This window comes from Parabacteroides leei (assembly GCF_023369805.1).
Taxonomy (GTDB): domain Bacteria; phylum Bacteroidota; class Bacteroidia; order Bacteroidales; family Tannerellaceae; genus Parabacteroides; species Parabacteroides leei.
On record NZ_JAMBQG010000013.1, the window covers coordinates 1 to 14694 of the forward strand.

Genomic DNA, 14694 nt, shown 5'->3' on the forward strand with positions numbered 1-14694 from the left:
AAAAAACACAATATTTCAGCCCGCCACATATGATTTCATATAAACTAATATTGGCGAAAAAAAACTTCAACCTCTTTTTTATATTTTTTAAGCCATTTTCAACAGAGTCTGTCACGAACTCTGTCAAAATACGAAATCAACTTTAATTTATCTGAAAGTTTCAACCTTGGTTATTAACAAATAAAAGTAATTTATTATGAAGAAAAATCTCCTGATCTTAGTGCTTGTTATGTTGCTTCCCGCTTTTGCATGGGGACAAGAGCAGATAACTATCACAGGAACGGTAATGGATGAGTCTAATTTCTCCGTGCCGGGTGCCTCTATTGTGGAAAAAGGAACCACAAATGGTACAGTAACTGACCTTGATGGTAATTTTTCCATTATTGTATTTAACAAAAATGCGACTCTGCAATTCTCTTTTATCGGCTACAAAACTCAGGAAATTCCGTTAGCCGGAAAAACTAAAGTAAATGTTATCTTACGTGAAGATGCAGAACAGCTGGATGAAGTTGTCGTTACCGGTTATGGAGGGCAACAAAAGAGAGCCACATTAACTACGGCCATTTCCAAGTTAGACAACAGAGCTCTTGAAAACGTAGCAATCTCCAACGCCGGACAATCATTACAAGGAACAGTAAGTGGTCTACGTGTTGTAAATACATCCGGTAAACCGGGAGAGGCTCCCAACATTGTCTTACGCGGCGGTGCAACTATTACCGGTGACCCTGCAAACAATCAGGCGCTGGTTGTAGTAGATGGTATTGTACGTTCCATGAATGACGTAAACCCTGCCGACATCGAATCGATCCAGGTTCTAAAAGACGCAGCTTCCACCGCCATTTACGGAGCTCGTGCCAACAGCGGTGTTATTCTTGTAACGACTAAAAGAGCCAAAGAAGGGAAAGCGACTGTCTCTTACAAATTCAAAGGAGGTATGAACTTTGCCCGCAAAGGATATGAGTTCCTCGGAGCCAGAGATTTCCTGTATTATAACCGACTAGGTAACAAATACATTAATGATGCCGGCTATACCAGAACATTACAACAGGTGAACAATACGACCGGGTATGGAACAAATGCCGGAGATCATTTCTCCGTTCATTATCTGACAGAAGAAAACAAACATCTTCTAAATGAGGGATGGCAGCAAATGACAGACCCGTACGACGGAGAAGGCCAATTGATCTTCAAAGACTACGGAGGCCAAATGATGGACGCGGCATTCAATGACCCTTCATTTACCCAGGATCATTACCTTAGTGTAACGGGAGGAAATGATAAGGCTACTTTCCTGACCTCTTTCGGATATTATAATGAACAAGGCCAGGTCGTAGGTACGTCTTATGAACGTTTTACAGGAAATATCAACGGATCTTATAAAGTACGCGACAATATTAAAATCAATGCAGGTGCTACTTATTCTTTTTCAAAAAAACCGGGTTTATGGATCAGTGAAGCACAGCTGTTCTATCGTTCCATGAGCTTATGGCCGACTCTCAACCCTTACGATGAAGATGGAAATCCGGCTGCCGGTGTCGGATCTGCAGATGGAAACCCTCTTTACTGGAAAGATAAATTACAACGTATCAACAATGTCCGCAGGACGACTTTCAACATTGGTGGAAGCTGGGAAATTATTCCCGGACTGTCACTGAATGAAAACAGTTCAATTTATTATATCGATAACGAACAAGAAGATTTCGATAAGCAATATCAGACGCAAAACAGTAATACACCCAACAATACACGTAATGCACGTGGTATGTATGAACGCCAGTTCCAACAGCAGCATAGTGCCACATTGACTTACAATAAATCGTTTATAGAAAAGCATAATCTGGAAGCAATGGTCGGTGGCGAATATTTCGACTACAACCGTTTCAAGCTACAGGCAAAAGGGAACAAGGCCCCAAGTGACGATATCCCTACACTGAACGGCTCCAGCGACAAGACGGAAGTCTATTCTTATAAAGATGGTTACCGTATGTTATCAGGCTTCGCCCGCGTCAATTACAACTATGAATATAAATATCTGTTCTCCGTTGTTGCCCGCTACGATGGTATATCCAAGCTAAGTGATAACCGCTGGGGTTTCTTTCCGGGCGTTTCTGCCGGCTGGAATATACATGAAGAATCATTCTTTAAAGACACGGAAATCGCCAAATATGTATCCACCGTTAAACCGCGTGTCAGCTACGGTGTTAATGGTAACGTTGCCGGACTGGGTAATTATGAAGTGTATGGAGAATATAATACCATCAACAACAGTTCCAGTATTCCTATCCCTTATAACGGCAATGTAGGTTTTCTGAATACCGGGCTGATCAACAGCGACCTGCGCTGGGAAAAGAGTAATTCTTTTGAAGTCGGTCTTGACCTGGGCTTCATAAATAATCGCTTCAACCTGATCCTGGATTATTACAACCGTACCACCAGCGACTTACTTACCAGCCTCGAGTTGCCCGGATATACCGGTTTCAGCAGTATCAGAACAAACCTGGGAAGCTTACGCAACACAGGTTTCGAGGCTGAAGTTAAACTTAATATTCTTTCAAACCCCAAGGCGTTCAGCTGGGATTTCTCTTTCAACACATCGCTGGTACACAATAAAATCATTAAGCTGCCCTACAATGGTAACGAAAATAACCGCCAGGGCGGTATGGAAGTATACGACCCTAAATCCGGTAAAGTGATCTGGGTAGGCGGATACCAGGAAGGACAACCTCTCGGCGAAGTATACGCCTATAAACAGGAACGTATCTTCAAGGATTGGGACGACGTAAAAGCAAATGCCGGTGACAGATATGACGCGGTTGCAGAACTATACGGTCCGAACAAATGGGCACAGATGAGCGATAAGGAAAAGATCGGTAAAAAACCAATCGAACCGGGAGACGTTATGTGGGCAGACTTAGATAATAACGGCGTTATCAACGAATATGACCGTGTAAAAGTCGGAAATGTTTTGCCTAAATGGACCGGAGGTTTTTCTACAAATCTTTCCTATAAAGATATATCCTTATTTGCCCGTTTCGACTATGCGCTGGGCCATATTATTTACAATGACCTCGCGGCCCGCTCACTGGGACAATATCAGGGTTCTTTCAACATAATAAAAGATGTTTATAATACCTGGTCGCCTGAGAACGTTAATGCGGATCTGCCTAAGTTCTATTATGCAGACCAACTCGGTAAGAAGAACATAACACGTTCAAACAATGCGAATCCCAATATCAATAATAACAGTTCCCGTTTCTACGAGAAAGGAGATTATCTGGCTTTGAGAGAGATCACATTAAGCTATCGCTTACCTAAGAAAATCATTGAAAAAGCAACATTGAGCGATGCTTCTATCTACATAACAGGACAAAACTTATTCTATATTACCGGTTATACGGGAATGTCGCCCGAACCGGCAATCAAGAAAGATAATGCCGGAGTAGATGAAGGTAGATATCCTATGCCGCGAACCGTATTATTAGGCGTTTCCGTTTCTTTCTGATAATCATTTCAAATTTAAAGCAATATGAAAAAAATATTTTTATCAATAGCCATAATTTCATCTCTCTTTATAGGAGGATGTACATCACTGGATATGAAGCCGATCAGTTCCATCTCAGATGCGAATTACTGGAAATCGGCAGACCAGTTCGACGCTTTCATGACAGGATTACACACTCGTTTCAGAGATCATGCCTATAATTTCTTCCTTTTAGGAGAGGCACGAAGCGATGTTTTCGGTGATTTACCATTCGGAGGTGAAGCATCACAGGGTATGGAACGCTTCCCTTATAATACCTTAAACGAAGAAAATCCGGGTATTTCCAATTACGGAAAATTCTACGAGAACATCAATCAGTTAAACCTGATGATCCTCCGTACTGATGAAACTGAAATATTGACTGAAGAACAGAAAAACTATTACCTCGGGCAAGCTTATGGCATACGGGCTTTCTACTATTTCCACATTTTACGTTCATGGGGAGACGCAGTCATCACAACTGAACCGACATTTACAGTAGATGTTTCCAATATGGCAAAAGAGGCTTCTCCTGCAACAGATGTAATGAAACAAATAAAATCTGATATAGAAGCTTCTGTAAATGCTTTTGGTTCCGATTATACCATCAAAGGACAAAAAAGCATGTGGTCAAAAGCTGCGACATTAATGCTGAAAGGTGAAGTGTATCTTTGGTCCGGTAAACAAATGGGAGGCGGAAACGAAGACGCAACCATTGCCAAAAATGCCCTGACAGATATACAAAATAATGTATCATCGTTGAGTTTAATGGATAAATTCAGTGACGTTTTTGCCTACACCGAAAAAGGAAATGAAGAAATCATCTTTGCTTTCCGTAACCAACTCAAAGAACATGATTTATGGAATGGCTCGTTTGGCGGAAGCTTTCTTCCCCAGAGAAACTACTTATCTACCTACTATGATGCTGCTACCGGAGAAAAGTTCGACCTGACAAAAGAAAACAGATTAGGTCTGATCCGTTTGGGTATTAAAAAAGAGAATATATACCGATATGATGACAAGGACAGCCGCAAATTGGCGACACTGAAAGGTGCTTACAATAAGCTGGAAGATGGTACGCTTGATCTTGTAGGTGTCTTTAATTATAAATATCAGGGAGTTCAGGATGCAGGTGACAGCCGCTCTTTGTGCGACGATTATCCTATATACCGTTATGCAGACCTTCTGCTTATGCTGGCAGAGGCAAAAGCTATGCTGGGAGAAAATCCGGCGGAAGAAATAAATAAGATACGTCAACGGGCTTATGGCGAGAACTACGATAACAAAACAATCGGTTATCCGAATCAGGACATTGATAAAGACATAAACGAAGCCATTTTAGAAGAACGTTTCAAAGAATTTATCATGGAAGGTAAACGCTGGTATGATTTGCGCCGTTTCGGTAATGAATATGTATTTAAATATACATTAGCCGAAAACGGAAATACCGACAAGCTGCTGTGGCCGATAGATAAAACAACGCTGACCAACAACCCGGCCTTGAACCAGACTCCGGGTTACAAAGTGGCAGGAGCTAAATAAATTTCCAAACAATTTTGAATTCCAAAGAAGGATTACTCTATACACATTCACTTTCCTTCTTTGGAATTCATATTTCCCCGCCTACACAATCCCTAATATATTATAACACATCTAGTAACTCTAAGAGAGAATTCAATTTATTAGGAAAATATTTCTCAAATAATAACCCCGTTAATAAAATATTTTATTTATTTTTGTCAAGTTTCTAAACGGAAGCATATACATAAACAATAAATACTATACACCATGGAAAGAATTAAAGGTCTGATCGATGCCCCTTTTACTCCGTTTTATGAAAATGGAGAAGTGAACTACGAACCCATCGAAGCATACGCTAAACTACTAGTCAACAATGGGTTAAAAGGCGTTTTCATTAACGGGTCATCCGGTGAAGGATACATGTTAAATGAAGAAGAGCGCATGAAGCTGGCCGAAAGATGGGTGGAAGTTGCCCCGGAAGGATTCAAAGTAATCGTACATGTCGGAAGCACCTGTGTAAAGACAAGCCGGAACCTGGCTGCTCATGCTCAGAAGATCGGAGCGTGGGGTATCGGTGCAATGGCTTCCCCTTTCCCTAAAGTAAATCGCGTGGAAGAACTGGTAAAGTATTGCGAAGAAATTGCCTGCGGTGCACCGGAACTGCCTTTCTATTATTATCATATCCCGGCATTCAACGGCGCATTCCTTTCTATGGTAGACTTTCTGAAAGCGGTAGACGGACGTATTCCTAATTTCGCCGGTATTAAATATACGTATGAAAGCTTGTACGAATACAATCAGTGCAGATTATATAAAGACGGTAAATTCGACATGCTTCACGGACAGGACGAAACAATTCTGCCATGTCTGGCTATGGGTGGAGCCCAGGGCGGTATCGGAGGAACTACCAACTACAATGGAAAAGAATTGGTAGGCATTATCGAAGCATGGGAAGCTGGAGATCTGGAAACAGCCCGCGAAAAACAAAACTTCTCGCAGGAAGTCATCAACGTGATCTGCCATTTCCGTGGAAATATTGTAGGGGGTAAGCGCATCATGAAACTGATCGGTCTGGATCTTGGTAAAAACCGTACTCCGTTCCAGAATATGACAGATGCGGAAGAAGCTACAATGAAAGCAGAACTGGAAGCAATCAACTTCTTCGAAAGATGTAACAAATTCTAATATAATATGGACGCAAAGACAAATATATCCCGGCCAGCCGACTATCTCGGCTACTGGGGCAACGTCTACAAAAACGATTTCGTGAACGATATCATACCTTTCTGGTTGAAATATGGCATCGATAAGGAAAACGGCGGATATTTCACCTGTCTGGACAGAGACGGCTCCTTGATGGATTCAAACAAATCGGTTTGGTTCCAGGGACGATTCGCCTTCGTACTGGCGTACGCTTACAACAACATAGAAAAACGGGAAGAATGGTTACAGGCTTGTAAAAACGGTATTGACTTCATTGAGAAATACTGTTTTGACACAGACGGACGTATGTTTTATGAAGTAACGGCAACCGGTGTCCCGGTACGTAAAAGAAGATATGTATTCTCCGAAACATTTGCTGCTATTGCCATGGCCCAATACGCTATCGCTTCAGGTGATAAGAGCTATGCAGAGAAAGCAGTCAAACTGTTCAAACAGGTTCTCTATTACAAAAACACACCGGGATTACTGGAACCCAAATTCCGTGAAGGCTTTGTTGCCAAAGGACATTCCATTTGTATGATCCTGATCGATACGGCAGCCCGTATCCGCGAAGCGATCAACGATGAAATCCTTACAAAACAAATAGATGAATCCATCGCTGAACTCCGTCGCGACTTTATGAAACCGGAGTTCAAAACCATTCTGGAAACCGTTGGCCCGAACGGTGAATTCATCGACTCGATCCCGGGACGCACAATCAACCCTGGCCATTCCATCGAAACTGCCTGGTTTATTCTGGAAGAAGCCAAATACAGGAACTGGGATCCGGAACTGAAACAGATGGGGCTGACTATCCTCGACTGGGCCTGGGAATGGGGATGGGATAAAACCTACGGCGGCATTACCTATTTCAGAGACTGCAAGAACCTGCCTCAACAGGAATACTGGCACGATATGAAATTCTGGTGGCCCCAGTGCGAAGCCATTATCGCCACATTATATGCGTATGAAGCAACCGGTGACAGCAAGTATCTCGAAATGCACAAAATGATCAACGAATATACTTACGCCCGCTTCCCGGACAGGGAATACGGTGAGTGGTACGGCTATTTCCACTATGACGGAACACTCTCTCAGCGTGCTAAGGGCAATATGTATAAAGGACCGTTCCACATCCCCCGGATGCTTCTGAAATGTAATCTGCTTTGCAAAGAAATTCTGTCAAAATAATATTAACAGAAAGAAAATGCTGTCAAAAGTTCATTTGCCGTCAGCTAAAGCAGGCAAATGAACTTCAGATGGCTTACCTTCCAAACTTTGTTTTCACCTTATAAATATAGAACGAAATGAATAACAAAAAAATCTATCCCTGGGTAGTTGTCGGTCTGTTGTGGGGCGTAGCTTTACTAAACTACATGGACCGCCAAATGCTCTCTACCATGAAAGATGCGATGATGATCGACATCACCGAACTGGAGTCGGCGGCTAATTTCGGCCGCCTGATGGCCGTATTCCTCTGGATTTACGGATTCATGAGTCCTGTAGCAGGTATGATTGCCGACAGGGTAAACCGCAAATGGCTGATCGTCGGAAGTTTGTTCGTCTGGTCGTTCGTTACGTTGATGATGGGCTATTGTACCACTTTCAACCAGATCTATTTCCTACGTGCCCTGATGGGGGTAAGCGAGGCTTTATATATCCCTGCCGGACTATCGCTTATTACCGATTATCACCAGGGAAAAACCCGTTCACTGGCCGTAGGTATCCACATGACCGGTCTTTATACCGGACAGGCTCTAGGTGGTTTCGGTGCAACGGTGGCAAGTGCCTTTACCTGGGAGACGACCTTTCATTGGTTCGGTATTGTGGGAATAGCGTACAGTGTTATCCTGATCCTGTTTCTGAAAGATAAAAAAGACCATATCGTTCAAAAGATAAAAGAAGTAGGTGCAGCGGTAGAAAATCCGATTAAAGGAGCCCTCAAAGGTATGGGAATGCTGTTTACAAACATTTCCTTCTGGATTATCCTGCTCTATTTCGCAACACCGAGCTTACCGGGATGGGCGACAAAGAACTGGCTACCGACATTATTCTCCGAAAACCTGTCGATCGATATGTCTGAAGCCGGACCGCTTTCAACCATTACAATTGCCTTATCCTCTTTTATCGGAGTAATTGCAGGCGGTATCTTATCAGACAAATGGATACAGACGAATGTTCGAGGCCGTGTTTACACGGGAGCCATCGGGTTGGCATTGACCATTCCATCGCTATTATTACTCGGTTTCGGGCATAACTTTCTGATGATAGTCGGCGGAGGTCTTTGTTTCGGTATCGGTTTCGGTATCTTCGATGCAAACAATATGCCGATCCTTTGCCAGTTCATTTCACCGCGTTACCGTGCTACGGCTTACGGTATCATGAACATGACAGGCGTATTCGCAGGAGCAGCCATCACGGATATTTTAGGCAGGTCGACAGATGCGGGTAACCTCGGACACGATTTCGCGATGCTGGCAGGACTTGTTGCCATCGCCTTGATTATTCAGATTTGTTTCCTTCGACCGAAGGTGGCGAATATGACAGATTAATTACCTAGATTATGCATAGATTTTACCTAGATTTCGCATAGAATACCTAGATTTTACATAGATTATGCATAGATTTGGTTCAGTATTTTAACAAACAACACATATAGAACATTTATCATGAAAAAAAACATCTTTTATCTCTGTCTTCTATTCATCGCACAAACCGCCTTTGCAGCAGACAGCTTGTACGTAAGGGAACAGCAGATTCCTATTCTGATCGACCGTACGGACAATGTCCTGTTGGAAATGCGTATTCCCGCACAGAAAGGGGATGTATTAAATAAACTCACCTTACAGTTCGGAAACGAAACGAACCTGTCGGATATCAAAGCCATCCGATTATATTACAGCGGTACGGAAGCTCCCGCCAGAGAAGGTTCCCATTTCAGTCCGGTAGCTTATGTCAATAGCTTTACACCGGGTAAAACCCGTACGGCAAATCTGTCTTATTCAGTTAAACAGGACGAAATTACAACACCATCCAATAGCATCACACTGAAGTCGGCACAACCGATGGTAAAAGGGGAAAACTATTACTGGGTCAGCATCGAAATGAAACCGGAGACATCCCTTTTGTCGAGAGTGTCATTCACTATGCCGGAAGCTACCATCAATAACAAACCCGCCCTTATTGAATGGAAAGGAAAAGCAAATGCTCCCCGCCGTGTCGGCGTAGGAGTACGCCAGGCCGGTGACGACGGCTCTGCAGCTTTCCGTATTCCGGGAATGGTTACAACGAATAACGGTACACTGCTGGGTGTATACGACATCCGCTATAACAGTAGCGTCGACCTGCAGGAAATGGTCGATATAGGTGTGAGTCGCAGTACCGACAAAGGACAAACCTGGGAACCGATGCGGGTAGCCATGACCTTCGGTGAAACCGGCGGTCTGCCGCATGCACAGAACGGAGTAGGCGACCCTTCCATCCTGGTAGATGAAAAAACAAATACCGTCTGGATCGTTGCTGCCTGGACACACGGAATGGGTAACGGCCGTGCCTGGTGGAACTCGATGCCGGGTATGACTCCCGATGAAACGGCTCAGTTAGTACTTGTGAAAAGCGAAGACGACGGTAAAACATGGAGTGAACCGATCAACATCACCTCACAGGTAAAAGATCCTTCCTGGTATTTCCTGTTGCAGGGTCCGGGACGTGGTATCACGATGCAGGACGGAACCTTGGTATTTCCTATCCAATTCATCGATGCAACACGCGTTCCGAACGCAGGCGTGATGTACAGCAAAGACCGTGGTAAAACATGGCATCTGCACAATCTGGCACGTACCAATACTACCGAAGCACAGGTAGCAGAAGTAGAACCGGGGGTATTAATGCTGAACATGCGCGACAACCGTGGCGGTAGCCGTGCAGTAGCCATCACCAAAGACCTGGGTAAAACATGGACGGAACATCCATCCAGTCGCAGTGCACTTCAGGAACCGGTATGTATGGCCAGCCTCATCAAAGTGGATGCTAAAGACAATATCACCGGTAAGAAACTATTATTGTTCTCCAACCCGAACACAACAAAAGGACGTAACCATATTACAATCAAAGCCAGTCTCGACGGCGGCCTGACCTGGCCGGCAGAGCATCAGGTATTGCTGGACGAAGCTGAAGGATGGGGTTATTCCTGCCTGTCGATGATTGATAAGGAAACAGTCGGAATCTTCTATGAGTCGAGTGTTGCACACATGACTTTCCAGGCGATCAAGATCACTGACCTTATTAAGTAAATCCGGATGAAGCAAAAACTGTTCATAACACTTATACTATGTTTATGGCTGCCGGTGGTGTATGCTACCGGTAGTCAGAACTTACTTCCCTGGCCACAACTGGTGGACTGGACGAAGCAGACGTTCTCCGGTAAAGATATTTCTCTCTCACTGGCAGGTAATACCGAGCAAATGGTCACCGACTGGCTGCAGGAAAGCAATATCAAAGTAAATCCTGCCAGTAAAAAGATTTTCCGGGTAATGCTTGTCGAAAGCCTGCTGGAAGCAAAAATAAATGAGAATGAAGCATACAAATTAGAGGTTTCACCACAAGGAATCACGATTGAAGCAACCACCGAACAAGGCGTTTACCGGGCCATTCAGACCCTCCGCCAACTGACAGAAAAGAAAGGTGACAGAGCATATATCACAGGATGTAAAATTACAGACTGGCCGGCTTTCCGTATCCGCGGATTTATGCAGGATGTGGGACGTACCTATACTTCGATGGAGGAACTGAAGCGGGAAATAGCCAAACTGGCACAATACAAGATCAACGTATTCCATTGGCACCTCACGGAAAACCAGTCTTGGCGACTGGAAAGCAAAATCTTCCCGATGCTTAACGACAGTATCAATACGACCCGTATGCCGGGTAAGTATTACACACAAGAAGAAGCCAGGGAACTGGTTGAATTCTGTAAACAGCATCAGGTATTACTGATCCCTGAGTTCGATATGCCGGGACACAGTGCCGCCTTCATCAGCACCTTCCGCCACGACATGCAGAGTCCGGAAGGGATGAAAATCCTGAAGCTCCTGGTCGAAGAGGTATGCGAAACATTCGATGTGCCGTACCTGCATATCGGAACGGATGAAGTGAAGTTCACCAATCCTCAATTCGTACCTGAAATGGTATCTTTCATACGGTCAAAAGGCAAAAAAGTAATCTCATGGAACCCGGGATGGCAGTATCAGCCGGGAGAGATCGATATGGAACAAATGTGGAGTTACCGAGGAAAAGCACAACCGGGAATACCAGCCATCGACTCCCGTTTCCATTACCTGAACCACTTCGATACCTTTGCCGACATCCGTGCTTTATACAATAGCACCATCTATCACCATACCGAAGGAAGCGACGATATGGCCGGTGTCATCATGGCTATCTGGAACGACCGCTGGGTAGAACCGGAAGAAAAGATCATCAACGAAAATTTCCTTTATCCTAACATGCTGGCAATAGCCGACCGTTCATGGCGTGGGGGAGGTTATGAATACTTCGACAAAGAGGGAACGAACCTACCGTCGGAAGACAGTCAGGCATATAAATCCTTTGCTGAATTCGAGAAACGGATGCTATGGCATAAGGAGCATAACTTCAAAGGCTATCCGTTCTCATACGTAAAACAGACAAACGTAAAATGGCGCATCACCGACGCATTCCCTAATAACGGCGACCTGAACAAAGTATTTCCACCGGAAACAGAGCTGAAAGACAGTTATACCTACAACGGGAAAACCTACGGAACAGGCGAAACCTTCGGAGCCGGTATCTATTTACGTCACGTATGGGGAAACACCATTCCAGGCTTCTACAATGATCCACAGGAAAATCATACCGCTTATGCCTGGACCTGGGTCTATTCACCCAAAGATCAGGAGGTCGGTGCCTGGATCGAATTCCAGAATTATGGACGCTCGGAAATGGACCTCGCCCCGCCACAGGGAAAATGGGACTATAAAGGAAGCCGCGTATGGCTGAACGACCGGGAGATATTACCGCCCGTATGGACAGCCACCCACAAGGAAAAAACAAACGAGATACCTCTGGGAAATGAGAACTGCGTTGGCCGTGACCCGGCTAAAGTTCACCTGCAAAAGGGATGGAACAAGGTATTTATGAAACTGCCGGTCGGTAAATTCAGTTTACCGGAAGTACGGCTTGTCAAGTGGATGTTCACCTTCGTATTTGTCACTCCTGACGGTGAAAAGGCGGTAGACGGACTGATCTATTCACCCGATAAAAAGAAATAAGCAGATCATAGATTATTATACAATGAAAAAAACTCTTTTATTATTATGCCTGTTACTCTGCACAGCAACCTATGCCCAAAAGAAGATAAAGGTTGCCTGCGTAGGCAATAGTGTGACATACGGCGCAGGCATAGAGAACCGGGAAGTAAATGCTTATCCGGCTCAACTTCAGCGCATGCTGGGTGACGGATACGAAGTGGTGAATTTCGGTAAAAGCGGTGCTACGCTACTCAACAAAGGGCACCGTCCTTATTGCGACCAGGAGGAATACAAAGCAGCACTCGACTTTGCCGGCGACCGGGTAATCATCCATCTCGGATTGAATGATACCGATCCGCGCAACTGGCCCAATTACAGGGATAACTTCGTAAGCGACTACCTGGCCCTGATTAATTCTTTCCGTCAGGCAAATCCCGATTGCCGGATATGGATCTGCCGGATGACACCGATCTCACACCGTCATCCACGCTTCAAGTCGGGCACACGCGACTGGTACTGGATGGAACAGGAAACCATCGAAGAGATAGCCCGCCTGGCCAACACCGGACTGATCGACTTACAGGCCGGCTTGTACAACCGTCCCGACCTGTTGCCGGATGCCCTTCATCCGACTGCGGAAGGAGCCGGTATCCTTGCCAAGACGATCTACCAGGAGCTGACAGGCAACTACGGAGGCCTGCAAATGCCGGTCACTTACTCCGATAAGATGGTTCTGCAACGTGAGAAGCCGTTGCCCGTCTCCGGAACAGCCAATGCAGGTGAAAAAGTAACCGTACAGATTGCCGGACAAAAGAAAGAAACCGTAACTGCTTCCAACGGCAAATGGTCGGTCATACTCGACCCGATGCAGGCAGGAGGCCCTTATGAACTGACTATCGAAACCTCTTTACTGGTAGAAAAAAAGAACAAGAAGAAAACTCCGGCATCGCAAAAAATAACTTATAAGGATGTACTGGTTGGTGAAGTATGGCTCTGTTCCGGCCAGTCGAACATGGCTTTCCGGGTAGACGAACTGGTAGACAGCCAGCGTAAGGAATTGACCGGATATGCCGGTAAACAACCGCAAATACGTCTCTTCAACATGGAGCCACGCTGGTTCACGAATGCGGTGGAATGGGATGAAGCGGTAATGGATTCGCTCAACCGACTGCAATATTACCACGACACGCAATGGACAACATGTAACGAACAAACAGCCGATAGATTCTCCGCCGTAGCTTTCTCTTTCGGACAGATGCTTTCGGATAGTCTGCAAGTTCCGGTCGGTCTGATACTGAATGCTGTCGGAGGTTCGGGTACGGAAGCATGGATAGACCGGAAAACACTGGAGTTCGACTTCACCGATATCCTGTATAACTGGACAGAGAACGATTTCATCCAGGATTGGGTAGGCGGCCGTGCCGCCCTCAACATAAAGAAATCGACCAACAAACAACAACGGCATCCGTACGAACCCTGCTACCTGTATGAGACAGGCATCGAGCCGTTGCAGCAATATCCGATCAGAGGAATCATCTGGTATCAGGGTGAATCGAATGCACAGAATATAGAGACACACGAACGTCTGTTCCCATTGCTGGTGAATAGCTGGCGGGAGAACTGGCAAGAGGAACTACCGTTCTACTATGTTCAACTGTCGAGTATCGACCGTCCGAGCTGGACCTGGTTCCGTGACAGCCAGCGCCGGATGATGCAAGAAATTCCCAATTGCGGCATGGCGGTAAGCAGCGACCGGGGAGATTCGTTGAATGTACACCCGAGATACAAACGCGAAATAGGGGAGCGGCTCGCACGTTGGGCTTTAAACCGAACCTACGGACATCGGCTCACTCCGTCAGGCCCGCTCTTCCGTTCGGTTGAGTTCAAGGACGATGCCGCCTATATCACCTTCGATTATGCAGAGGGCTTGCATACTTCCGACGGACAGCCGATACGGACCTTTGAAATAGCCGAATACGACGGGTTATTTGTTCCGGCAGAGGCTGAAATTGTCGATGGAAAGGTCAAAGTCCGGAGCGATAAAATCGCCCGTCCCCAATTAGTCCGCTACGGATGGCAGCCTTTCACCCGTGCCAATCTGGTGAACGGGGACGAACTTCCGGCTTCCACATTCAGATCCAAAGAGTAACTTTATAGTAATAA

General features: G+C 45.2%; 8 protein-coding genes. All 8 read left to right on the forward strand.

Annotation, left to right across the window (positions count from 1 at the left end; genetic code table 11):
• Nucleotides 1-196 precede the first annotated feature (196 nt).
• Entirely contained in the window at nt 197-3502 is a 3306-nt protein-coding gene (locus tag M1P97_RS17475) for a SusC/RagA family TonB-linked outer membrane protein (RefSeq protein WP_195370618.1), read from the forward strand.
• A gap of 24 nt (nt 3503-3526) precedes the next feature.
• Nucleotides 3527-5062 carry a SusD family outer membrane lipoprotein NanU gene (gene nanU, locus M1P97_RS17480; protein WP_249389727.1) on the forward strand — a complete coding sequence of 512 codons (1536 nt, stop codon included), beginning with the start codon at nt 3527-3529 and terminating at the stop codon, nt 5060-5062.
• A 246-nt stretch (nt 5063-5308) separates the two neighbouring features.
• The gene (locus tag M1P97_RS17485) at nt 5309-6226 is read left to right on the forward strand and encodes a dihydrodipicolinate synthase family protein (protein WP_195370614.1); all 918 of its coding nucleotides are present in this window, start codon (nt 5309-5311) and stop codon (nt 6224-6226) included.
• Nucleotides 6227-6232: 6 nt separating this feature from the next.
• A complete protein-coding gene (locus M1P97_RS17490; protein ID WP_249389728.1) occupies nt 6233-7435 on the forward strand; it encodes an AGE family epimerase/isomerase in 1203 nt (400 codons plus the stop codon).
• A gap of 116 nt (nt 7436-7551) precedes the next feature.
• Nucleotides 7552-8796 carry an MFS transporter gene (locus M1P97_RS17495; protein ID WP_249389729.1) on the forward strand — a complete coding sequence of 415 codons (1245 nt, stop codon included), beginning with the start codon at nt 7552-7554 and terminating at the stop codon, nt 8794-8796.
• A gap of 117 nt (nt 8797-8913) precedes the next feature.
• Nucleotides 8914-10536: a sialidase family protein gene (locus M1P97_RS17500; RefSeq protein ID WP_195370608.1), complete on the forward strand. Its 1623-nt coding sequence runs from the start codon at nt 8914-8916 to the stop codon at nt 10534-10536.
• A 6-nt stretch (nt 10537-10542) separates the two neighbouring features.
• Nucleotides 10543-12552 (forward strand): family 20 glycosylhydrolase, encoded by a 2010-nt coding sequence (locus M1P97_RS17505; RefSeq protein WP_249389730.1) that lies wholly within the window; start codon nt 10543-10545, stop codon nt 12550-12552.
• A 22-nt stretch (nt 12553-12574) separates the two neighbouring features.
• Nucleotides 12575-14680 carry a GDSL-type esterase/lipase family protein gene (locus M1P97_RS17510; RefSeq protein WP_249389731.1) on the forward strand — a complete coding sequence of 702 codons (2106 nt, stop codon included), beginning with the start codon at nt 12575-12577 and terminating at the stop codon, nt 14678-14680.
• Nucleotides 14681-14694 lie beyond the last annotated feature (14 nt).